Origin of the sequence: Paenibacillus sp. VMFN-D1 (assembly GCF_003386155.1) — a bacterium.
Classification (GTDB): domain Bacteria; phylum Bacillota; class Bacilli; order Paenibacillales; family Paenibacillaceae; genus Paenibacillus_AQ; species Paenibacillus_AQ favisporus.
Window position 1 is genome coordinate 347,775 of record NZ_QRDU01000001.1, and the last position, 20,691, is coordinate 368,465.

The window sequence follows — 20,691 nt, forward strand, 5'->3', positions numbered from 1 at the left end:
TGCAGAGATGGCGAATAAGAAGAGCATCATTCCCGAATCGGAAGAGGAGAAGCTGAACGTCGTATACCGCTTGACCGTGCGGATTGCCGAGGAATTGGAGCAGGCCCGGATTGCGGAATATACCCAGCTTCTGCACAGACCCTTCCGGTTGATTATGTTGAACCTGCTGTCCGGTGCGGCGCGCGGCGTCGGGGTCGCCATCGGGTTCACCTTTTTTGCCGCTACGATTATATATGTGCTGCAGGTGCTGGGAGCGCTCAATCTTCCGATTATCGGAGATTATATTGCCGATATCGTCCGGATCGTTCAGCGGCAGCTTGAGCTGAAAACGTATTAAATGAACCCTTCGTCCTCTTCGCCGAGCTGGTCCATACTGACCCCTTCACCTTGGTCCATATATTTTCGGTACTCTTGGTTACGGACAAATTCGATCTGATTCCCGTAAATATCGGTGGCGACAAAAGCTTCATACGGCTCAACGCAGCCTTCCAGCTCGTCGGAAGCTTCAATTTCGAGCTCGTTGTAGCTGTGGACCTCACGGTCTTCAGCATAAGCCGGGCTGGTGGAACTGCCGAAGTTTTCTACGATTTGCCACGCGTCTTCGCCGTCGAAACCGTTCTGGTCATCGCGTTCGTCCAGGCTCGTCCGGCCAAAAGGAGGCATCAGAAATTCCTCTTCCACCGGGCGGTAATTCTCGACATGCACTTTAGGCGAATGCTCTTTGCAAAAAGACGTCGTCGGAACGGCTTCCAACCGCTCGTACGGGATCGGCTTTCCGCATTCCTCGCAGACGCCATAGGTTCCCTGCTGGAATCGGTCCAGCGCCATTTCAATGCGGTCCATGTGATGGTCATCATGGTCCTGCAGCGTTAAATCGACTTCCCTGGAGTAAAGCTCGGTAGCCACATCGCCGGGATGGTTGTCGATGTTCGACAGCTCGCCGGTCTGGTCGCGCATGGAGTCTTCCAGGCCGTAATGCTCGTTGGTGTCATCCTTTTGGCGGATGGATTCCTGCTGTTCCTTAAGCATGCTGTGCAAATGATCCAGCTGTGATTGTGTGAGATGCTGCATGACAAAGCCCCTTTCCGCTTCGGATCAACAAAACGATAAAGACGATTTCTTTTCATATCTAGAATGTGCGGATTAAGCCTGTTTTACAGAAGGAAATTGTTTTCGCCATTCCCCGTTTATGGACGGTTTCCGGCGCCCTATGCTACAATAAACAAGTCTTTACATGACGTGAAAGGCTGTGTCCGAGCGGACGGGCCTAATGAATAAGAACGGAGTGACAAATGGCTGTGGTGTACTACTTAATCGCTTTAATCGTGTTTTTGGTGGATCAGGGCGCCAAGTATTTAATTGCCACCAGATTGGAATTAGCAGAGGAAATTCCGGTGATTGGCAACTTTTTTCTGATTACCTCCCACCGGAACACGGGTGCAGCCTTCGGTATTCTTCCCAACCAGCGCTGGTTTTTTATCGTGATTACCATCGTCGTGGTGGTGGCGATTATCTGGTATATGAACCGGGTGAGAAAATCGTCTTCGCGCAAGCTGCTTCCGGTAGCGCTTAGCCTCGTCCTGGGAGGGGCGATCGGCAACTTTCTCGACAGGGCGCTGAACGGCGAAGTGGTGGACTTTTTACAATTCAATTTCGGCAGCTATACGTTTCCGATTTTTAATGTGGCCGACTCCTGCATCGTGATCGGGGTGGCGCTCATTATTCTGGATTCGCTGATGGACATGAACCGAACCGAATCGAACAACAAGAGCAATGAAGGGAATGAACCGGTTTGATCGAAGAACAAACATCCGGAGCGGGGGAAAACCCGGAGAGTGCGGATATCAGGGAGTGGGTCGTTGACCCTGTCCATGCCAAAGAACGCATCGATAAATATATTACGGAATCCTGGGAGGAGGACATTTCCCGGTCCCAGGTCCAGCTCTGGATCAGCGCAGGCCACGTGCTTGTAAACGGTCAGCCGGTCAAAGCCAATTATAAGCTGGCGGCGGGCGACCGCTTGGAAGTGACCGTTCCGGAGCCGGCCGCCGTCGAGATCGTACCGGAGGACATTCCGCTGAATGTCGCTTTCGAGGACAAGGATGTCATCGTAGTCAACAAGCCGCGGGGGATGGTCGTTCATCCTGCGCCCGGGCATGCCTCGGGGACTCTGGTGAATGCGCTGATGTACCACTGTAAGGATTTGTCCGGCATTAACGGGGAGCTGCGCCCAGGCATCGTTCACCGGATCGATAAGGACACTTCCGGCTTGATCATGGCTGCTAAGAACGATATGGCCCACGCCTCTTTGGCCGCCCAGCTCAAAGACCACAGCGTGACCCGGCGCTATTATGCCCTGGTCCATGGCAATGTCAGCCATGATCAAGGAACGATAGACGCTCCGATTGGGCGCGATCCAATGGACCGCAAAATGTACACCGTGACGGAAAGAAACAGCAAGCACGCCGTTACCCATTTTACGGTCAAGGAGCGCTTTGGCGATTATACCCTGCTGGAGCTTCAGCTCGAAACCGGGCGGACCCACCAGATCCGGGTGCACATGAAGTTCATCGGCCATCCGCTCGTCGGGGATCCGGTATACGGACGGAGCAAAGGCATCAAAATGAACGGACAAGCGCTGCACGCCGGCGTGCTTGGGTTCATCCATCCGGCAAGCGGCGAATATATGGAGTTCTCAGCGCCGATTCCCGGCGATATGGAGGATCTGCTGACATCGCTGCGCAGCCGTTGAAAGTACAAATCATACGATAATTAGTCCATGGCATTCCGCCATGGATTCCTTCATATTTAGGGGTGTAGAAATTGAAGTAGGAGATGAAAGAATACATGAGTATCGAACAGTACCAGCAAACGTACATTCAGAACAGCTTTGCGGACCGGATCGGCGGTTCCAATTATGGTAAAGACACAGCCATCTATAAATTTGAAAAAATCAAGCGGGCCAAAGCCCAGGCAAAAAAAGACTTCCCGGACGTGGAACTGATCGACCTTGGCGTAGGCGAACCGGATGAAATGGCTGACGCCGGCATTGTAGCCAAGCTTGCGGAAGAAGCGGCCAAGCCGGAGAACCGCGGCTATGCAGATAACGGAATTCCTGAATTCAAGGAAGCGGCGGCCAAATACTTGAAGGAAGTCTTCAACGTGGACGGCATCGACCCGCAGACAGAAGTGCTCCACTCCATCGGCTCCAAGCCGGCCCTGGCGATGCTTCCATCGGTGTTCATCAACCCTGGCGACGTGACCATCATCACCGTGCCGGGTTATCCCGTTCTGGGAACCCACACGAAATACCTCGGCGGGGAAGTATACACCGTTGAGCTGAAGAAGGAAAACAACTTCCTGCCGGACCTGAAGAGCATTCCGGAAGACATCGCTCAGCGCGCCAAGCTGATCTACCTGAACTATCCGAACAACCCGACGGGCGCAAGCGCCACGGTCGAGTTCTTCACCGAAGTGGTGGAATGGGCGAAGAAGTACGACATCGTCGTCGTTCATGACGCTCCTTACGCAGCCCTGACTTATGACGGACTGAAGCCGCTGAGCTTCCTGTCGATTCCAGGTGCGAAGGACGTAGGTGTCGAGCTGCACTCGTTGTCCAAATCCTACAACATGACCGGCTGGCGGATCGGCTTTATCGCCGGTAACCCGCTCGTCGTAAAAGCCTTCGGCGACGTGAAGGACAACAACGACTCCGGCCAGTTTATTGCTATCCAGAAAGCGGCCGCTTACGGGCTTGACCATCCGGAAATTACGGAGAAAATTGCGGAGAAATATTCCCGCCGCCACGATATGCTGGTAGCCGCGCTGAACGAGCTGGGCTTCCAGGCCGAGAAACCGAAAGGCTCTTTCTTCCTCTATGTGGAAGCGCCTAAGGGTATTAAAGGCGGGGTCCGCTTCAATTCCGGCGAGGACTTCTCCCAGTTCCTGATCCGCGAGAAGCTGATCTCCACCGTGCCTTGGGATGATGCCGGCAGCTTTGTCCGTTTCTCCGTCACTTTCGAAGCGAAGGGCCAAGAAGACGAGAAGCGCGTCATTGCCGAAATTAAACGCCGCCTGAGCGACGTGGAATTCGAATTTTAATTCAATGTGGAGCAAGATCCGTCCCTGACATGCAGGGCGGATCTTTTTTTTGGCCGCAGCGTTATATCACCTGATGCAGCCCGATAAAGATGAGAATAAGGCCGGCAAGGACGCTGGCGCTTTTGCCCAGGCGTTCCCCCGCGATTTTTCGGCCGATGCGGGAGCACAGACCCACACTGGCAAAGCTGAAGATGCCGGACAAAATCGACGTTTCCCAGATGCCGATATGGGTGATCCCGGCGTCGAAGCCGCCCGCCAGATTGTTGACCGACAGCGCGATGCCGAGGACGACCGATTCTTTGAAATCCACCGATTTGGACGCGTTGAAGTCGGCGGTTTCGGGATTTTGCAGGATTCGGGTCAACCAGTTCCGCCGGTCCGAATGCCGGGCCAATTGCTCCTGCAGCAGCGGCTGAATTATGACCCAGGTGCCGATCGAGACGAGGATGACCATGCCGACAATATTGCATACGGATGGCGGCAGCCAGGCGGACAGCACTTTTCCCGATATCCCGCCGATCCAGGTCAGCATAAATCCGATAAACGCGATGACGGTACCCGCCAATGCCGGTATTTTTATATTTCTTACACCATAAGCCACGCCGACGCCCGCATTATCGAGATTGGCGGCAAGCGCGATGGAAATCGCCGGAATCCAAACAGCCAGATCCATGATGTCAGCTCCTTTAATTGAAGTCATATATCATATGGGGCCGTTGAGAAAAAGTGACGGGGATGGGCCAATTTGTTGAGATATCGTCAACAGGGTTCGGCAGCGAGCAATGGTTGTTGACTTAACGAAACGCATCCATTTTCAAGGCAGGAAGGGAGTGCAGCTTATGGTCACGGGGCCGGAAGATTCGATGTCCCACGAGAAATTGGCAGATTTCATCAAGGCGGCACTTAAAAAGCAATCGCTCTCCATGCGCGGCCTCAGCGCATTGACGGGCATGGATACCGCAACAATATCAAGAATTGTCAACGGAAAACAGAAGGCGAGGCTGGAGCATTTGCAGCATTTCGCGGTCCACCTGGGCATACCGATGGAGGCTTTGTTATCGGCAGCAGGGTATCCGCTTGACGGCAATACACAGCTAAAGGTTGCAGATCAGCCAGGGGCCTCCTATACAGGCTCCAATGAGCAGGAACTGCTGCGCGTGTTAGACGGGCTGGGCCTTGATGTCCGGGACATGACAGAGCGGGTCCGGAAGGAGCTGGTGAAGTACGAGGAATACGCGGAAACCCGGGAAGGGAGCGAGCTGATTACCGATCGGTTTCCGGAGAAGCTTGAGAAGCTGCAGAGCGCCGGGTTCTATATTCAGCAGCTAAAAGATTTGTACGCCCGCTATCATAAACCGGATGTTCCCGCCAATATGAAGACGGTGATCGGCAGCGCGCTGCTCTATTTTGTATTGTCCGCCGACATTATCCCGGATTACAGTTTTCCGCTCGGGTATATCGATGATGCGCTGGCAGTGCGGCTGGTGCTGGAGCGGCTGAAGGAACTGGAAACAAGCCCATGATTTTTGCGGCCAAACATGGTAAAGTGGACATAGCAATAAGGGCGCTTGTTTTCGAGAACAAGGCCTGAAGTGGGAGTTGAGCAGCTCTGTTTAAACATTGGAAATGGGATTCGTATGTCGAACATTTGGGCGAATTGCGCAAGCGCCTGTTCTGGATTTTGGGCGCGTTTTTGGTGTCAATGATCGCGGCGCTGTTCGTGGTGGGCGACGTGCTTCACTTCTTGAGGGGCAGGCCGCCAGCCTCGCTGGTCGAATGGAACGCGTTCAGCCCGTGGGAGGGCGTTCGCATGTATATGTACATTGCCGCAGCCCTGTCGCTGGTCGTAGCGGTACCTTTTACGATGCTGCAAATTTGGGCTTTTGCCAAAAAGGGACTGCGCAAGAGCGAGCAGAAAGCGGCGTTAAAGTATGTGCCAGCTGCGTTCGTACTGCTGCTTGTCGGGTTTGCTTTTGCCTATTTTGTCGTGTTCCCGATGGCGTTTCGCTTTACGACGAGTATGACCAAAAACTTGGGATTGGTGGAGACGTACGGCATTGCGCAGTACTTTACGTTTCTGACCAACATCGTGGTTCCGGTGTCGCTTGCCTTTGAGCTGCCGGTGCTGGTGATGCTGCTGACAAGGCTGCGTGTCATCAACCCGGGACTGCTGGGGAAAATGCGCAAAGTCTCGTACATGGTGCTGGTCTTTATCGCGTGCATGATTTCTCCGCCGGAGTTTTTTTCGCATATTTCGGTGTCGGTACCGTTTATTCTGCTGTACGAAATCAGCGTATTGATGTCCAAGCTGGTATACCGCAAGCAAATGCAGATGGATGCGGGGACCAAAGACCGGATGAATTATGGATCTGCCTAAGGCAGGTTAGACCTTGGGTGTTGAAGTGCACTGAAATCCAGTGGAGAAGCTGGTTTATAAAATTGGTTTAAAGGAGAGGATTTACGTTATGCTAAGCGATATCGGTTTGCCGGGTTTCATATTGCTGGCCGTGCTTGCGCTGTTGTTATTCGGACCAAACAAGCTGCCCGGACTGGGCCGCTCGGCCGGACGCATGCTGCGGGAATTTAAAAACGAAATGAGCGACATTATGGGCGACTCGCCGCGCCAGAAACGCAGCTCCGCCCAGGAGCCCGTAACGGAACAGGGGCAGCAGCCTCAGGCGGTTCGGACGGAATCCGCCGCATCCCCGCGTTTGCCGGAATAAAATTCCACGGATCGGGAAGGCTAAGCTCGGTTGACAACAGACGTCCAGTCTGTCATAATCTTCTGTAGTTGAATAGCACCTTTAAATCAGTCCCGTGAGACTGGCAAGGTAACGTGAACCGAGGTTCACTTCGCGGCAGCATACTGTCTGCTTTAAGCCGCCCAGAGAATCTCTATGTCTATCAGCGAATGCTGATGGCTTCTAACTCCTTGCCTACGGGCAGGGAGTTTTTTTGTTATCTGGGTCCCCACCAAGCATCTAAACAGGCATCGCTTAGTGGGGAACCTTCACGGGTCAGCTATTTAAATCCCTTTTAGACGGAAGAAGGAGTGTGGAGCATGAGCAACGAGGTGCATGTCATTATGGATGAAACGGCAATCCGCCGTGCACTGACAAGGATTGCACACGAAATACTGGAGAGGAACAAGGGGATTGAAAATTGTGTGTTCATCGGCATCAAAACCCGGGGAGAATTTCTGGCCGAGCGCATCGCCGGCAAAATTCTCGAAATCGAAGGCACACCGGTTCCATGGGGCGCCGTTGACGTCACCCGGTACCGGGACGACCAGAAAGACAGCACAGCAACTCTGACTGAAGCAAACATCGGCCTGGAAAAGCTCGATATTCATGATAAAAAAGTGATTTTGTTCGACGACGTGCTGTACACGGGACGGACGATCCGCGCCGCAATGGACGCCCTGATGGACTGCGGCCGGCCGCAGATGATCCAGCTGGCGGTGCTGGCGGACCGGGGACACCGGGAGCTGCCGATCCGGCCGGATTATATCGGCAAGAACGTACCGACGGCAAGGTCCGAGCAAATTGAAGTGGCCCTCACGGAAACGGACGGCAAGGACGAAGTGACGATTATGCAAAACCGGGAGGAGAAATAACATGCTAACGATGACGCAGCTGAAGGACCGGAGCCTGCTCGGACTGAAGGATCTGGGCCGCGACGAAATCGAATCGATCATGAACCGGGCCGCATACTGGGAAGCACAGCACGAAAAGCTGGTGCCGGTGCTGGCCTCCAAATTCGTAGCCAACATGTTTTTTGAGAACAGCACGCGGACGCGCTTTTCCTTCGAAATGGCAGAGAAACGCCTGGGCGCCCAAGTGCTGAACTTTACGGCGGCTGCTTCAAGCGTAGAGAAAGGCGAATCGATCTACGACACGGTAAGAACGCTCGAATCGATGGGGATTGACGCAGGCGTCATCCGGCTGAAGCCGGCTGGGGTACTGGAGGAGCTGTCCAGCAAAATCTCGGTTCCGCTCATCAATGCAGGGGACGGAAACAATGAGCATCCGACGCAGGCGCTGCTCGACCTGTACACGATGAAGAAACGGTTCGGCAGCCTTCAAGGCCTGACGGTGTCGATTATCGGCGACATTAAGCACAGCCGGGTGGCCAGATCGGACCTGTGGGCGCTGCGCAAGTTCGGGGCCGAAGTCAAATTCTGCGCGCCGAATAATATGACGGCACCGGAGCTGGAGCCGTTTGCCAGATACGTAACGATGGAAGAGGCGCTCCGCTCGGATGTGGTCATGATGCTGCGGGTTCAGCTTGAGCGTCATGCGACCGGCATGCTGAAATCGGCGGAGGAATACAGAGCGCAGTACGGATTGACGGAGGAGCGGGCTTCCAAATTGTCCAAGCATACACTAATTATGCATCCTGCTCCGGTGAACCGGAACGTGGAGATCGACGATGCCGTTGTCGAGAGTGAACAGTCGGCGATCTTCCCGCAGATGAGCAACGGTGTTCCGATCCGTATGGCTGTCATGGAACGGGCGATGAAATAATCAGGGATATATAGGCATACACAAATTTTATTAATAAATATACACAAAAATGAATTATTATTATACAATAGATTGGAAGCCACAGTGCCAATCAACGACCGGAGGTACTCATGATACAGATCATAACGAACGCCAGCGTACTGAACGAACAAGGGGAACAGGTAAGCAAGCATATCGTCATTGAGGACGGCACCATCAAAACATTGGTGGAACCTGATGCCGGATGGAGTGCTCCCGAAGGGGCGGAAGTGACGGACGCTGTCGGCAAGCTGGTTACGCCCGGCTTGATCGATATGCATGTCCATCTGCGTGAACCTGGATTTGAACATAAGGAAACGATCGAGACCGGGAGCCGCTCGGCTGCCAAAGGCGGCTTCACGACCATCGCCTGCATGCCGAACACGAAACCGGTGACCGACAACCCGGAAACGGTTCAGCTGGTGCTGGAGAAGGCCCGCGAGGCTGGAATCGTGAAGGTGCTCCCTTATGCAGCGATAACGGTACGGGAGCTCGGACGGGAACTGACGGATTTTGAAGCGCTCAAAGCAGCGGGGGCGGTCGGCTTCACTGACGACGGCGTTGGCGTACAGAACGCCAAGATGATGAAAGACGCCATGCGCCGGGCGAAAGAGCTGAACATGCCGGTGATTGCGCACTGTGAAGAGAACTCCCTGGTCGAAGGGGGAAGCGTGACGGAAGGCAAGTTTGCCGAGCAGCACGGACTGATCGGTATTCCAAACGAGTCGGAAGCGATTCATGTGGGGCGGGACATCCTGCTGGCAGAAGCGACGGGCGTGCACTACCATGTGTGCCACGTCAGCACGGAACAGTCGGTCCGGCTGATCCGCCAGGCCAAGGAAGTCGGCATTCACGTTACCGCCGAGGTGTGTCCGCACCATCTGCTGCTGTCGGATGAAGACATTCCGGGGCTGGACGCCAACTGGAAAATGAATCCTCCGCTGCGCTCGCGGCGGGACGTGGAAGCCTGCATCGAAGGGCTGCTGGACGGAACGCTCGACATCATCGTGACGGACCATGCGCCGCATGCGGCGGAAGAGAAAGCGAAAGGCATGGAAATGGCGCCTTTTGGCATCGTTGGCTTCGAGACGGCCTTCCCGCTCTTGTACACCAAGTTTGTGGCGACTGGCAAATGGGATCTGGCCATGCTGGTTCAGCGGATGACTTCCGATCCGGCGCGGGTGTTCGGTTTGAACACCGGACGGCTTGAGGAAGGCGCTCCCGCTGACCTGACGATGATTGACCTGGAAACCGAAAAAGCGGTGAATCCGGAAGAGTTTGCCTCAAAGGGACGGAACACGCCGTTTACCGGGTGGAAGCTGAAGGGCTGGCCGGTTAAAACCTGGATGGACGGCAAAGTCGTGTTTGAAGCCTAAGACCGGATATAACCGGGCCGAATCGGTTGATACAAATGAAACAGATATAGATACTACTAGATACTAACTTAACGTAATTTGACAGAGGAGTGAGTGGGATGCAGGCAAGATTGCTGCTGGAGGACGGAACACTGTTTACGGGCAGTGCTTTCGGAGCAGAAGGTGAAACGACGGGCGAAGTCGTGTTTAATACAGGGATTACGGGATATCAAGAGGTGCTGTCGGACCCATCGTACTGCGGGCAAATCGTCACGATGACGTTCCCGCTGATCGGAAACTACGGCATTACGCGCGACGATTTTGAGTCGGTTGCGCCATATGTCCACGGTTTTGTCGTACGCCGCCATGAAACGGTGCCGAGCAACTGGCGCGCCGAGTACAGCGTGGATACGCTGCTGAAGGAATACGGGATCGTCGGCATCAGCGACATCGATACGCGCATGCTGACCCGCCTGATCCGCAGCCACGGCACGATGAAGGGGATTCTGACGACATCCGCTCAGTCCGTCGAGGAGCTGAGAGAGCGTCTTGCTGCGAGCACCCTGATGACCGATCAGGTATCGCGCGTGTCCACGAAGCATACTTACAGCAGCCCGGGCGCTAGAGAGCGGATCGTACTTATCGACTATGGTGCCAAGAGCGGTATTTTGCGCGAACTGACTTCCCGCGGCTGCGACGTGGTGGTTGTTCCGCATGACACGACGGCCGAGGAAATCCGCCGCCTGAATCCGGACGGCATTCAGCTGTCCAACGGCCCTGGGGATCCTAAAGATGTACCGCACGCGATCCAGACGATCAAGGAACTGCTCGGCGAATATCCGATCTTCGGCATCTGCCTGGGTCACCAGCTGTTCGCCCTGGCTTGCGGCGCCGACACCGAGAAGCTGAAATTCGGCCATCGCGGCGGCAACCATCCGGTGAAGGATTTGGCCACGAACCGCTGCTATATCACATCGCAGAACCATGGCTACACGGTTAAGGATGACTCCATTGCCGGCACAGAGCTCGAGATTACGCATATCAACAACAACGACAAGACGGTGGAAGGGCTCAAACATAAGAAATACCCGGCCTTTACCGTGCAGTACCACCCGGAAGCGGCCCCTGGCCCTTACGACAACAGCTATCTGTTTGACGAGTTCTTGAAAATGATTGCCGATCATAAACAGCAAAAACCTGCTAAACCGCGCCAGGCTGAACTGGCTGCAGCCGTGAAAGGAGCACGATAATATGCCTATCAATAAACAGCTTAAGAAAATCCTCGTTATCGGTTCTGGACCGATCGTCATCGGCCAGGCGGCTGAGTTCGACTATGCGGGCACGCAGGCATGCGAAGCACTGAAAGAGGAAGGCGTCGAGGTTGTCCTGATCAACAGCAACCCGGCGACCATCATGACCGACACGAACACGGCGGATAAAGTATACATCGAGCCGATCACCCTGGACTTCGTAACTCAGGTCATCCGCCAGGAGCGCCCGGACGGACTGCTGCCGACGCTCGGCGGCCAGACCGGCCTTAACATGGCAGTGGAACTGGCGAGAGCAGGCGTGCTGGAGCAGGAAAACGTTAAACTGCTTGGCACTCAGCTTCATTCGATCGAAAAAGCCGAAGACCGCGACCTGTTCCGCGAACTGATGCGCGAGCTGGAACAGCCGGTACCGGAAAGCACGATCGTCACAACTCTGGAAGAAGCGCTCGACTTCGCCGAAGAGATCGGCTACCCGCTGATCGTCCGTCCGGCGTACACGCTTGGCGGAACCGGCGGCGGCATCTGCGCGAATGAAGAAGAACTGCGTGAGACGGTAACTTCCGGTATCCGTTACAGCCCGATCGGCCAGTGCCTGATCGAGAAGAGCATTGCGGGTATGAAGGAAGTCGAATACGAAGTCATGCGCGATGCCAACGACAACTGCATCGTCGTATGTAACATGGAGAACTTTGATCCGGTCGGCGTGCACACCGGGGACAGTATCGTCGTAGCCCCGTCCCAGACGCTCTCGGACCGTGAATACCAAATGCTGAGATCGGCGTCGCTGAAAATTATCCGCGCGCTGAACATCGAAGGCGGATGCAACGTGCAGTTCGCCCTGGATCCGCACAGCTACCAATACTATGTCATCGAGGTTAACCCTCGCGTCAGCCGCTCTTCGGCGCTCGCTTCCAAAGCGACCGGGTACCCGATCGCCAAGATGGCGGCGAAGATCGCCCTCGGCTACACCCTGGACGAAATCGTCAACCCGGTGACCGGGCAGACATACGCTTGCTTCGAGCCGACGCTGGATTACATCGTCAGCAAAATTCCGCGCTGGCCGTTCGATAAATTCGTGCAGGCGAACCGCAAGCTGGGCACGCAAATGAAAGCGACCGGCGAAGTTATGGCTATCGGCCGCACGTTCGAGGAATCGATCCATAAAGCGATCCGCTCCCTGGAAATCGGAGTGCACCGCTTCTATCTGAAAGGTACGGAAGAGCTGAGCGAGGAAGTGCTTCGCGAGCGCCTCATCAAAGCCGACGACGAGCGGATCTTCCTGATCGCGGAAGCGTTCCGCCGCGGCTACGGCTTGCAGGAAGTACAGGACCTGACCAAGATCGACTGGTGGTTCCTTGATAAAATCCAGGGGCTGATCGCGTTCGAAGAGCAGCTTCAGGAAGACACGCTTTCTTATGACACGCTGTACCTGGCGAAACGCCGCGGTTTTACCGACCGGGCGATTGCCGAGATCCGCAGCCAGAGCCAGGCCGGAAGCCTGACGACGGAGACGGAAGTTCGCGAGTTCCGCCTCTCGAACGGTCTGCGTCCGGTCTACAAAATGGTTGACACCTGCGCGGCCGAATTCGAAGCGACAACGCCTTACTACTACTCGACTTACGAGACGGAGAACGAAGTAACGCCGTCCAACAAGGAGAAAGTGGTCGTGCTGGGATCCGGACCGATCCGGATCGGCCAAGGCATCGAGTTCGACTACTCGACCGTACACGCCGTGTGGGCGATTCAGAAGGCCGGATACGAAGCGGTTATCATCAACAATAACCCGGAAACGGTATCCACGGACTTCAACACGTCGGACCGCCTGTACTTCGAGCCGCTGTTCTTCGAGGACGTCATGAACGTCATCGAGCAGGAGAAGCCGATCGGCGTCATCGTGCAGTTTGGCGGCCAAACGGCCATCAACCTGGCCGGACCGCTGAGCAGAGCGGGCGTGAACATTCTCGGCACCAGCCTCGAAAGCATCGACGAGGCGGAGGACCGCAAGAAGTTCGAGGCGCTGCTCTCGAGACTGCAAATTGCCCAGCCGAAGGGCAGCACCGTTACATCGGTAGACGAAGCCGTAGACACGGCCCAATCGCTCGGCTATCCGGTGCTGGTCCGTCCATCCTACGTCCTTGGCGGGCGTGCGATGGAAATCGTCTACTCCGATGAAGAGCTGCTGAGCTATATGGAGCAGGCTGTAAAAATCAATCCGGAGCATCCGGTCCTGATCGACCGCTACATGCTGGGTAAAGAGGTGGAAGTCGACGCGATCTGCGACGGCGAAACCGTGGTCATTCCCGGCATCATGGAGCATATCGAGCGCGCGGGCGTGCACTCCGGCGACTCTATCGCGGTATATCCTCCGCAGCACCTGGAGCAGCATCTCAAGGAGAAGATCGTATCCATCACGACGCGGATTGCGAAGGAACTGAAAACGATCGGCCTGGTCAACATCCAGTTTGTCATTTACAACGACGAAGTGTATGTCATCGAGGTAAACCCGCGCTCTTCCCGGACGGTACCGTTCCTGAGCAAAGTGACGACGATTCCGATGGCGAACCTGGCCACGCAGGCCATCCTCGGCCGCAAGCTGAAGGACGCAGGCTACAAGGATGGCCTCTGGCCGGAAAGCGACTACGTTTCCGTCAAAGTGCCGGTGTTCTCCTTCGCGAAGCTGCGCAGAGTCGAGCCGACACTCGGACCGGAAATGAAGTCGACCGGCGAAGTTATGGGACGCGACCTGCAATACGCCAAAGCGCTGTACAAAGGCTTGATCGGCGCAGGCATGAAAATTCCGGCATCAGGTGCGATCATCGTCACCGTGGCCGACAAGGATAAAGAAGAAGCTGTGGAGCTCATGAAGGGCTACAAGCGCCTTGGTTACAAGATCTATGCAACCGAAGGTACAGCTCAAGCTTTGAACGAAGCCGGACTCAACGTAACGACCGTGCAGAAGCTCAGCGACGGTACACCGAACATTCTGGATCTGATCCGCAATGGTGAAGCGCAGTTCGTGTTCAACACCCTGACCAAAGGGAAAACGCCGCAGCGCGACGGATTCCGTATCCGCCGGGAAGCGGTAGAGAACGGCGTGGTCTGCATGACCTCGCTGGACACGGTCAGAGCGCTGATGAATATGCTGGATACCCTCAACTTCTCTTCGCAGGCGATGCCGGCTTTTGCGAACTGAGAAGGGGGAAATACTAGAAGCATGAATGATAAGTATACAGAAATGGCGGGCCGCTTAATCGTGGCCCTGGACTACCCGGATGCCGAAGCGGCATCCGCGCTGGTCCGAGAACTTGAAGGTATTCCCTGCTACTTGAAGGTGGGCATGCAGCTGTATTATGCTGCAGGGCCTGCTTTTGTGCGGGAATTGAAGTCAAAAGGCTACAGCGTATTTCTTGATCTGAAAATGCATGACATACCCAACACGGTAAGGGGTGGCGCAGAGAGCATCACCCGTCTTGGTGTGGACATGTTTAACGTCCATGCTGCCGGAGGTACGGCGATGATGAAGGCAGCACTCGATGGAGCCGAATCCGCGCTTGCGACCGATCCCGGCCTGAGCAGGCCGCTCATCATTGCGGTCACCCAGCTGACCAGCACCAGTCAGGAGACGCTCAACAGCGAGATCGGCATTCAGGGCAGCGTTCAGGACGCCGTGGTACACTACGCCAAGCTGACGCAGTCGGCCGGACTGGACGGCGTCGTCGCCTCGGCCCAGGAATCGGCGCTGATCCGAGAGGCTTGCGGCCAGCAATTTATCACCGTCACGCCGGGTATCCGGCCTGCGGGCTCCGCAGCAGGCGACCAGGCGCGCGTCCTGACGCCGGGCGAAGCCATTCGCCAAGGCAGCCATTACATCGTCGTCGGGCGTCCGATTACGGCGGCAGAAAACCCACGAGAAGCTGCCGAACACATTATCAAGGAGATGATCGAAGCTTGACTACCCTAGCAGAAATTCCAGCACGTATCGCATCCCATTTGCTTGAGATCGGAGCGGTGGCGCTCCGGCCGAAACAGCCGTTCACTTGGACCTCGGGCATCAAGTCGCCTATCTACTGCGATAACCGTCTGACGATGTCTTACCCTGAAATCCGCGAGCTTATCGCCGAATCGTTCGCTGCGATCATCCGGGCGCAGTTTCCGGACGCGGAAGTCATTGCGGGAACGGCGACGGCCGGTATCCCTCATGCGGCGTGGGTTGCCCAGAAGCTGAATCTGCCGATGGCCTATATCCGCGATAAAGCGAAGGGACACGGCAAGGAGAACCTGATCGAGGGCATCATCAAGCCGGGGCAAAAAATCGTCGTCATCGAAGACTTGATCTCGACCGGCGGCAGCTCGCTCAAAGCAGCGATAGCCGTGAAGGAAGCTGGTGCAGAGCCGCTCGCCGTGCTTGCCATCTTCAGCTATCAGCTCGATAAAGGGGTACAAGCCTTTGCCGAAGCGGGGATTCCGCTGCAAACGTTGTCCAACTATGCGGCGCTGATGGAAGTGGCCCTGGAAAAGGGAGCCATTCAGCAGGAGGACGTCGAAGCGCTCAAAGCGTGGAGAGAAGATCCGTCATCGTTCGGAAACTAAGAAGACGACACTTGTGTGAATTTCCTCAAATGGTTTTATAAAATGATACAGCAAAGGCAGCCCTAAGGGCTGCCTTTTTAAGTTGTTTACACGGATGATGGACCTTGCTGTAACCTTAAGCTTGAGGTTTCAAATGTTTTAGTGGATGGCATTTTTCTCAAAATTGCCGCCGAGCACATCGGACACATGCTCAATGGCAATAAAGGCTTTGGGATCGATCTCCTGCACGAGCGCCTTCAGTTTGGCCAACTCAAGCCGGGTGACGACGCAATAGATGACTTGTGTATCTTCCTTCGAGTAGCCCCCTCTGGCGTACATGAAGGTCGTGCTGCGTCCCAGCCGATCCTGAATCGTTTGGGAAATTTCCTCGTATTCGTTCGAGATGATGGTGACCGACTTGGACTCGTTCAAGCCCTCGACCACAATATCCATCACTTTGGAGGCCATATAGTATGTAAATATGGAGTACATCGCGGAATCCCAACCGAAAACGAATCCGGCAACAATGAAAATGAAGACGTTCATGATCATGATGATTTGGCCGACCGGCATGCGGAGCTTTTTAGACAGCAGAATCGCGACAATTTCGGTTCCGTCGAGCGAGCCGCCGAAACGGATGACGAGTCCGACGCCAAGGCCGAGAATAAGGCCGCCGAACAGGACCGCTAATATTTTCTCATTGGTAAAAGGACTGACATGATGCAGCAGCTGCGTCGTTACAGACATGACGGCGATGCCGTAAAGGGTAGAAAAGGCGAACGTTTTTCCGATCTGCTTGTATCCCAGAAATAAAAAGGGGAGGTTGATAATAAACAGAAAAATACCGAGCGGAAAGGCCGTCACTTTGGATAAGACGATCGAAATCCCGGTGATGCCGCCATCGATGATTTCATTGGGAACCAGAAATACCTCGAGCGCGACGGCCATAAGCACGGCCCCCACCGTAATAAATACAAATTTTTTGACCAGATCCGCAAAAGACAGCTTTTTATGTGTTTTTGCCATGGACATTCCCCGCTTTCCTGAAAATTAAAATGTTAAACAACTTAGTTATCAGTATAAACGATTTTTCCGCTCAGCACAAAGCAATCTCGCTTTTTTTCGAACGTTTTCGACATTTTACTAGCCGACATTTCTGCTGCTATGAATGAACTATCGCGTTTGCGGTAACAATAGGCATCAAAACAGCTCATCTATGAAAGGAGGGTTAGCAGCAATGCGGTGGGTGTATTTCGGCAAGCTCTACCGGACGAAGTTTCAGGCAGGGTGCCTGGCGAAGAGGCTGGAGCAGGATAGCTGGATTTATGGCTATGAAGAGCCGCGGCTCGTTGAAATTTTCCGTTCAAGGAGAGGCAGGTACGGTGTCCGCTTCTTGCCGTGACATGGCAGACTCCAGGGTGCCCTAACACCAATTCCATAAATAAATACTTGACGCAGTGGGTATATATGCTGTATATTAATTCTTGTCGCTATTTGATATGGTTAATGACGCGGGGTGGAGCAGTCCGGTAGCTCGTCGGGCTCATAACCCGAAGGCCGCAGGTTCAAATCCTGCCCCCGCAACCAATTTAACAGCCATTATCTGTACGGTATATACTTGATCAGGGCCCTTAGCTCAGTTGGTTAGAGCGGTCGGCTCATAACCGACTGGTCGGGGGTTCGAGTCCCTCAGGGCCCACCATATAGCCATATGCAAGAAACAGCATGCCGGGGTGGCGGAATTGGCAGACGCACAGGACTTAAAATCCTGCGGTAGGTGACTACCGTACCGGTTCGAGCCCGGTCCTCGGCATACAGGTAAACCATTCGAAGGAAGCCGGTTCAGTCTTTGACTGAGCCGGTTTTTTTGTGCTCATGGCCGGTAAAAGGAATGGGAATTAAAGGATTGCCGGTATAGGCAAAACATGTTATATTAAATTTTGTCGTCACAAAAGTGATAGACAAGCCGGGATGGCGGAATTGGCAGACGCACAGGACTTAAAATCCTGCGGTAGGTGACTACCGTACCGGTTCGAGCCCGGTTCTCGGCATTGGATTGGAACAAGTTGAACAGGGTAAGCTGGTCCGGATCGGGGCCGGCTTATTTTTTTAGCTGCCGTTCAATACGGTTTGACTTTCATTGATTGTGCGTCGGCAGACGTTTTTCTATAAAAATAGGTTTATATATTTACGAGAGAGGAGAAATGCTTCATGATATTTAATAACGATTGGGACGAGCAGCTGAAGGAAGAAACCGAAAAGGACTATTTTCAGGAACTCCGTTATAAGCTGGCCAAGGAATACAAGCTTCACAAAGTGTACCCGCCGAAAGAGGACCTCTTTAAAGCGCTCAAGCTGACTTCATATGAGGATACCAAAGTGGTCATTTTGGGACAGGATCCTTATCATGGACCCGGACAGGCCCACGGCCTTAGCTTTTCGGTCAAACCCGGCGTGCGGATTCCGCCTTCCCTCGTGAACATTTACAAAGAGCTGCACAGCGATCTGGGCGTGCCGATTCCAAACCATGGAACGCTGGTGCATTGGGCCGAGCAAGGGGTGCTGCTGCTCAATACGGTGCTGACCGTCCGGGATGGCGAGGCAAATTCGCATAAAGGATTAGGATGGGAGCGATTTACCGATGCTGTCATTGAGAAGCTGAATGAGCGGGATAAGCCGGTCGTGTTCATTCTATGGGGAAGCCATGCCCAGAAAAAAGGAGCTTTTATCGATCGGAAAAAGCATCTGGTGATCCTGTCGGTTCACCCGAGTCCGCTGTCGGTGCACCGCGGTTTTTTTGGAAGCAGGCCGTTTTCCAAAGCCAACGCGTTTTTAGCAGCCCATGGAATCAAGCCTGTCGATTGGGCGATTCCTGACCGGTAACTCATTTTCATGCGAAAGGAGGCGAAAGGGCCATGAAGAACTGGATCGGCAGGCGGGTTACTATCCTATGCAACGACAAGCTGCATTCCCGGGTCAAGGGGACGCTTCGCAAGTGGGATGAACATAACGAATGGCTCGTGCTCGGGCCGCACGACCTGAAGCTGCCGTTTGGCGAGGTTTGTACGATCCGGCTTCTTCCCGAAGGTAAAAATGCCCCTGACGCCGCGCCTCATTCGGTCGGATATATCATGAAGGACAAACGGCAGTTCGATAACGCCGTGTTGTTCGGGTCTGAGGTCATGATCTGGCGGAAGGACCGTCTGGAAGCATACAGGGCCACCCTGAGCTCGCATAATGCGGAGACGGTGACCCTGTCGGACGGCCGGACTTTCCGGAAAGCGGATTGCACTTGCGTTGTCCGGTCATTGCGTGGCATGCTGTGAGACATTAGTCTTGCGGCATGCTTTTTTTTCCTCACTCTTTCATGTCATCGACCTTTTCCGCCAAAAACAGCCCATACCCCCGGACGATAATGATCTTGGCGATCATATAGACGGGAATGGCCAAAATGACGCCGACGATCCCGGATACGTCTCCGCCGATCAGCAGCAGGACGATGGCCGTCATCGGATGAATGTCCAGCTGCTTGCCGTAAATAATCGGCGTCAGCAGATTATCCTGGATCTGCTGGGAGATGATGATCACGACGAGCGACCATACGGCAACGGAAGGCGAATCGATAAAACCGATGATAACGACCGGAATGGCAGCGATGATCGCACCTACATACGGAATCAGGTTCAGGACGATCGAGATCAGCGCGAGCAGGAGAGAGTACGGAAGCCCGATAATGAGGAAGCCGATGTACATCAGCACGCCTAGAATGAGATTCAGCACGACCCTGCCGACGATAAAGTTGCTGAGCGCCGTATCGATTTCCCGCAGCGCTTCTTTCCCTTCCTTCCGGTATTTCCGCGGAAGGATATGCAAAATTTTAGGGGGAAGCTTGCTGCTTTCTTTCAGCATGTAATACAGCACGATCGGAACGGTAGCAATAATGACCACGACGTTGGATACGACGGATATAAAATTGGAGATCGAATCTGTAACGGCCATAATCAGACCGTTGAGATATTCACTCACGCGGGCATAAATTTCCGACTCGCTTGGCAACGCTTTGGCGAAAAAGCTGTTTTTCTGAAGAGCCTCAAACTGCTTCTGCAAATCTTCCACGAAATAAGGCGCGTTTTCGGCAAAAGTGATCACCTGCTCGCGCAGCGTTGGCCATACCAGCACCGAAAACAGGGCGATCAGACCAACGAACATGAGGTAGATCGACAAAATCGAAAGCGATCTTTTCCAGTGGTGCTTTTCCAGGTAATTCACGATGGGCCTCAGCAAATAATACATGAAACCGGCCAGCATCACTGGGACCAGCAGCAGCTTGAACAGCAGCACGATCGGATTGAAAATAAACTTTACTTTGGCACCCAAATAAATAATTAAAAGGGCCGCGATGATACCCAGACATGTACGAAAATATTTGCTCTGCAGCAATCAAATCCCCCCAGCCTTCATGGACCAGCCTATGTAACGGTCTGTTTCCTCTTTTACAACCCATTAACCAAATGTCATAAGGATGATTCAGGGAGCTCCTGCCATCGCTTCTGGATGGGGTAACCGTTTGAGGCAATCCGGGTATTCGTACAGTCAAACCGCAGGTGAACTACATAATATAGGTTGACCCCATGAAAAAGGAGGTTCAAACCTATGAGCGGAGTCGTAGGCGGCGTTGGTTATCCAGGCGGAGTTTTCAAATCGACGGGAGCGATCTTGGTCCTTTTCATCCTCTTGGTCATTATTCTGAGTTCGTGTTTTTATTAAGTCGGAACACAGGAGCATCCTGGCGGATCATCTTGCCGGGATGTTTTTTTATGCCCGCGTTAGTTTACCTAATTACATAAAGTC

At 54.0% G+C, this 20,691-nt stretch carries 22 protein-coding genes and 4 tRNA genes; 22 read left to right on the plus strand and 4 right to left on the minus strand.

Annotation, left to right across the window (positions count from 1 at the left end; all coding sequences use genetic code 11):
- Positions 1-7: 7 nt before the first annotated feature.
- Positions 8-337, plus strand: a complete 330-nt coding sequence (locus C7820_RS01580) for a DUF5665 domain-containing protein (protein ID WP_089548180.1) — start codon at positions 8-10, stop codon at positions 335-337.
- Here the strand turns inward: C7820_RS01580 and C7820_RS01585 are convergent.
- Positions 334-1,071, minus strand: coding sequence for a TraR/DksA C4-type zinc finger protein (locus C7820_RS01585; RefSeq protein WP_116229547.1), 738 nt, complete (start codon positions 1,069-1,071; stop codon positions 334-336). The genes C7820_RS01580 and C7820_RS01585 overlap by 4 nt on opposite strands.
- Before the next feature lie 227 nt (positions 1,072-1,298).
- Between C7820_RS01585 and lspA the strand changes: the two genes are divergently transcribed.
- The 3 genes from lspA (at position 1,299) to C7820_RS01600 (ending at position 4,101) form a co-directional block, all read left to right on the plus strand.
- A complete protein-coding gene (lspA, locus tag C7820_RS01590) occupies positions 1,299-1,796 on the plus strand; it encodes a signal peptidase II (protein WP_076170153.1) in 498 nt (165 codons plus the stop codon).
- A 47-nt stretch (positions 1,797-1,843) separates the two neighbouring features.
- A complete protein-coding gene (locus C7820_RS01595) occupies positions 1,844-2,752 on the plus strand; it encodes an RluA family pseudouridine synthase (protein WP_258875247.1) in 909 nt (302 codons plus the stop codon).
- A gap of 95 nt (positions 2,753-2,847) precedes the next feature.
- The gene (locus C7820_RS01600; RefSeq protein ID WP_116229549.1) at positions 2,848-4,101 is read left to right on the plus strand and encodes an LL-diaminopimelate aminotransferase; all 1,254 of its coding nucleotides are present in this window, start codon (positions 2,848-2,850) and stop codon (positions 4,099-4,101) included.
- A 61-nt stretch (positions 4,102-4,162) separates the two neighbouring features.
- Here the strand turns inward: C7820_RS01600 and ytaF are convergent, their stop codons facing one another.
- Positions 4,163-4,774 carry a sporulation membrane protein YtaF gene (gene ytaF, locus C7820_RS01605; RefSeq protein ID WP_181908918.1) on the minus strand — a complete coding sequence of 204 codons (612 nt, stop codon included), beginning with the start codon at positions 4,772-4,774 and terminating at the stop codon, positions 4,163-4,165.
- Between the two features lie 166 nt (positions 4,775-4,940).
- Between ytaF and C7820_RS01610 the strand changes: the two genes are divergently transcribed.
- The 10 genes from C7820_RS01610 (at position 4,941) to pyrE (ending at position 15,861) form a co-directional block, all read left to right on the plus strand.
- Positions 4,941-5,624 carry a DUF1232 domain-containing protein gene (locus C7820_RS01610; RefSeq protein ID WP_258875092.1) on the plus strand — a complete coding sequence of 228 codons (684 nt, stop codon included), beginning with the start codon at positions 4,941-4,943 and terminating at the stop codon, positions 5,622-5,624.
- A 125-nt stretch (positions 5,625-5,749) separates the two neighbouring features.
- A complete protein-coding gene (gene tatC / locus C7820_RS01615) occupies positions 5,750-6,478 on the plus strand; it encodes a twin-arginine translocase subunit TatC (RefSeq protein ID WP_258875093.1) in 729 nt (242 codons plus the stop codon).
- Between the two features lie 88 nt (positions 6,479-6,566).
- The gene (locus tag C7820_RS01620; protein WP_116229552.1) at positions 6,567-6,824 is read left to right on the plus strand and encodes a twin-arginine translocase TatA/TatE family subunit; all 258 of its coding nucleotides are present in this window, start codon (positions 6,567-6,569) and stop codon (positions 6,822-6,824) included.
- 338 nt (positions 6,825-7,162) lie between these two features.
- Positions 7,163-7,717 (plus strand): bifunctional pyr operon transcriptional regulator/uracil phosphoribosyltransferase PyrR, encoded by a 555-nt coding sequence (gene pyrR / locus C7820_RS01625; protein WP_116229553.1) that lies wholly within the window; start codon positions 7,163-7,165, stop codon positions 7,715-7,717.
- A gap of 1 nt (position 7,718) precedes the next feature.
- The gene (locus C7820_RS01630) at positions 7,719-8,627 is read left to right on the plus strand and encodes an aspartate carbamoyltransferase catalytic subunit (RefSeq protein ID WP_116229554.1); all 909 of its coding nucleotides are present in this window, start codon (positions 7,719-7,721) and stop codon (positions 8,625-8,627) included.
- Between the two features lie 110 nt (positions 8,628-8,737).
- Positions 8,738-10,021, plus strand: a complete 1,284-nt coding sequence (locus tag C7820_RS01635) for a dihydroorotase (RefSeq protein WP_116229555.1) — start codon at positions 8,738-8,740, stop codon at positions 10,019-10,021.
- Between the two features lie 98 nt (positions 10,022-10,119).
- Positions 10,120-11,250: a carbamoyl phosphate synthase small subunit gene (locus tag C7820_RS01640; RefSeq protein ID WP_116229556.1), complete on the plus strand. Its 1,131-nt coding sequence runs from the start codon at positions 10,120-10,122 to the stop codon at positions 11,248-11,250.
- Position 11,251: 1 nt separating this feature from the next.
- Positions 11,252-14,464 carry a carbamoyl-phosphate synthase large subunit gene (gene carB, locus C7820_RS01645; protein WP_116229557.1) on the plus strand — a complete coding sequence of 1,071 codons (3,213 nt, stop codon included), beginning with the start codon at positions 11,252-11,254 and terminating at the stop codon, positions 14,462-14,464.
- 21 nt (positions 14,465-14,485) lie between these two features.
- Positions 14,486-15,223: an orotidine-5'-phosphate decarboxylase gene (gene pyrF, locus C7820_RS01650; protein WP_116229558.1), complete on the plus strand. Its 738-nt coding sequence runs from the start codon at positions 14,486-14,488 to the stop codon at positions 15,221-15,223.
- The gene (pyrE, locus tag C7820_RS01655) at positions 15,220-15,861 is read left to right on the plus strand and encodes an orotate phosphoribosyltransferase (RefSeq protein WP_116229559.1); all 642 of its coding nucleotides are present in this window, start codon (positions 15,220-15,222) and stop codon (positions 15,859-15,861) included. The genes pyrF and pyrE overlap by 4 nt, the downstream gene beginning before the upstream one ends.
- 138 nt (positions 15,862-15,999) lie before the next feature.
- On the opposite strand, the gene C7820_RS01660 is transcribed toward pyrE, so the two are convergent.
- Positions 16,000-16,866 (minus strand): YitT family protein, encoded by an 867-nt coding sequence (locus C7820_RS01660; protein ID WP_116231585.1) that lies wholly within the window; start codon positions 16,864-16,866, stop codon positions 16,000-16,002.
- 211 nt (positions 16,867-17,077) lie between these two features.
- Between C7820_RS01660 and C7820_RS33375 the strand changes: the two genes are divergently transcribed.
- From C7820_RS33375 to C7820_RS01690, 7 genes are all read left to right on the plus strand, one after another.
- Positions 17,078-17,242 carry a hypothetical protein gene (locus C7820_RS33375; protein ID WP_163879495.1) on the plus strand — a complete coding sequence of 55 codons (165 nt, stop codon included), beginning with the start codon at positions 17,078-17,080 and terminating at the stop codon, positions 17,240-17,242.
- Between the two features lie 108 nt (positions 17,243-17,350).
- Positions 17,351-17,427: transfer RNA gene (locus tag C7820_RS01665), tRNA-Met, on the plus strand.
- Positions 17,428-17,465: 38 nt separating this feature from the next.
- Positions 17,466-17,542, plus strand: a tRNA-Ile gene (locus C7820_RS01670).
- A 25-nt stretch (positions 17,543-17,567) separates the two neighbouring features.
- Positions 17,568-17,653, plus strand: a tRNA-Leu gene (locus C7820_RS01675).
- 152 nt (positions 17,654-17,805) lie between these two features.
- Positions 17,806-17,891, plus strand: a tRNA-Leu gene (locus C7820_RS01680).
- A gap of 163 nt (positions 17,892-18,054) precedes the next feature.
- The gene (locus tag C7820_RS01685) at positions 18,055-18,723 is read left to right on the plus strand and encodes a uracil-DNA glycosylase (protein WP_116231586.1); all 669 of its coding nucleotides are present in this window, start codon (positions 18,055-18,057) and stop codon (positions 18,721-18,723) included.
- A gap of 32 nt (positions 18,724-18,755) precedes the next feature.
- The gene (locus C7820_RS01690; RefSeq protein ID WP_116229560.1) at positions 18,756-19,166 is read left to right on the plus strand and encodes a hypothetical protein; all 411 of its coding nucleotides are present in this window, start codon (positions 18,756-18,758) and stop codon (positions 19,164-19,166) included.
- A 31-nt stretch (positions 19,167-19,197) separates the two neighbouring features.
- Here C7820_RS01690 and C7820_RS01695 read toward each other — a convergent pair whose 3' ends face one another.
- Positions 19,198-20,280, minus strand: coding sequence for an AI-2E family transporter (locus C7820_RS01695; RefSeq protein ID WP_116229561.1), 1,083 nt, complete (start codon positions 20,278-20,280; stop codon positions 19,198-19,200).
- Positions 20,281-20,493: 213 nt separating this feature from the next.
- Here C7820_RS01695 and C7820_RS33750 point away from each other — a divergent pair, with 213 nt between their 5' ends.
- Positions 20,494-20,607 carry a sporulation protein YjcZ gene (locus C7820_RS33750; protein ID WP_116229562.1) on the plus strand — a complete coding sequence of 38 codons (114 nt, stop codon included), beginning with the start codon at positions 20,494-20,496 and terminating at the stop codon, positions 20,605-20,607.
- Positions 20,608-20,691 lie beyond the last annotated feature (84 nt).